The 1401-nt window shown below is 68.2% G+C and carries 1 protein-coding gene and 1 pseudogene; both read right to left on the reverse strand.

Translation table 11 applies throughout. The features are described 5' to 3' along the window. Positions 1-161: 161 nt before the first annotated feature. Positions 162-1043, reverse strand: a complete 882-nt coding sequence (locus tag AB0L34_RS33890; RefSeq protein ID WP_013284905.1) for a carbohydrate ABC transporter permease — start codon at positions 1041-1043, stop codon at positions 162-164. Continuing rightward, a pseudogene (locus AB0L34_RS33895) lies at positions 1040-1401 on the reverse strand (hypothetical protein); the annotation flags it as partial. The gene AB0L34_RS33890 and the pseudogene AB0L34_RS33895, both read right to left, overlap by 4 nt.

The raw sequence follows: 1401 nt of genomic DNA on the forward strand, positions 1-1401 counted from the left end.
GCTGCTCGGCACCACCGGCGGCACCGTGGCGTCGGCGAGCGCCGGCAGGTCCTCGTCGGGCAGCGGGCCGAGGTCGGCGCCCCAGTGCACGACCCGGGGCAGCCCCGGGCCGCGTGCGTCGAGCACCAGGCTGGTCCGCGCGCGGCGCAGGTGGACGATCGTCATCCCTTGGAGGCTCCCAGCGTCAGACCCCGGACGAACTGCTTCTGCAGCAGGAAGAAGATCACCAGGGTGGGGATCGCGACCAGCACCGAGCCGGCCGAGACCAGGTTGTTGTCGGTGAAGAACTCGCCGCGCAGGTTGTTCAGCGAGCTGGTGACCGGGAACTTGTCGCCGGTACGCATGAGCACAGTGGCCCAGAAGAACTCGTTGTAGATCCAGGTGACCTCCAGCGTGGCGAGCGCGGCGAGCGCCGGCCGGCACAGCGGCATCGTCACCTGCCAGTACTGCCGCCACACGTTCGCCCCGTCGACCATCGCTGCCTCGTACAGCTCGTGCGGCAGCGCCTTCATGTAGTTGCTGAGCACGAACACGCAGAAGCCGCACTGGAACGCGACGTTGACCAGGATCAGCCCCCAGTAGCTGTCGTACAGCAGCTCCGAGTCGCTCATCCAGGCCGGCAGCGGGATCTCGGTGAACATCCGGAACAGCGGGATGAGCAGCGCCTGCTGCGGCAGCAGGTTCGCCGCGGTGAACAGGCCGAGCAGCGCGATGTTGAGTTTCCAGCTGAACCGGGCGATCACGAACGCCACGCACGAGGCGAGGAAGAGCGTGAGCAGCACCGCCGGGACGGTGATGTACGCCGAGTTGAGGAAGTGCTTGCCGAACTCGGCGGTGCGCCAGGCGGTGACGTAGTTGTCGACGGTCCAGCCGCCGAGCGACACGTAGCCGTTGGCGGCGGTGTACTCGTAGGAGCGGAACGAGGTGAGCACCGCCCACAGGATCGGGAACAGCCAGCCCACTGCGACCGTACCCAGGAAGAGGTGCAGGACGACCCGGGCGGGCCGCACGGGGCGGCGGCGGCCGGCGGAGACGGCGGTCATCGCTTGTCCTCCCGCATCACGGTCCAGAGGTAGATGGTGATGAAGACGAGCGAGACGGCCAGCATGATCGTCGCCAGCGCGGAGCCGAAGCCGATCCGGCTGGCCTCGCCGACCACGTTCTGGGTGACCAGCGCGGAGATCAGCTCCAGCCCGTTGCGGCCCTTGTTGATGACCCAGACCAGGTCGAACGCGCGCAGCGACTCGATCACCGTCACCACCAGCACGATGATGTTGATGGGGCGCATTACCGGGAAGACGACCCGGAAGAACGTGCTGGTCTCCGAGGAGCCGTCGACAGCGGCGCCCAGGTGTTCCTGCGGCCCGGCGTCGACGGGGCGGCCGGGGGCCTGTCGGTGGG

This window comes from Micromonospora sp. NPDC052213 (assembly GCF_040679695.1).
Classification (GTDB): Bacteria; Actinomycetota; Actinomycetes; order Mycobacteriales; family Micromonosporaceae; genus Micromonospora.

Excerpts from the sequence above, each read along its gene's own strand:
- AB0L34_RS33890 (WP_013284905.1), bottom strand. The coding sequence starts at position 1,043 with ATGACCGCCGTCTCCGCCGGCCGCCGCCGCCCCGTGCGGCCCGCCCGG.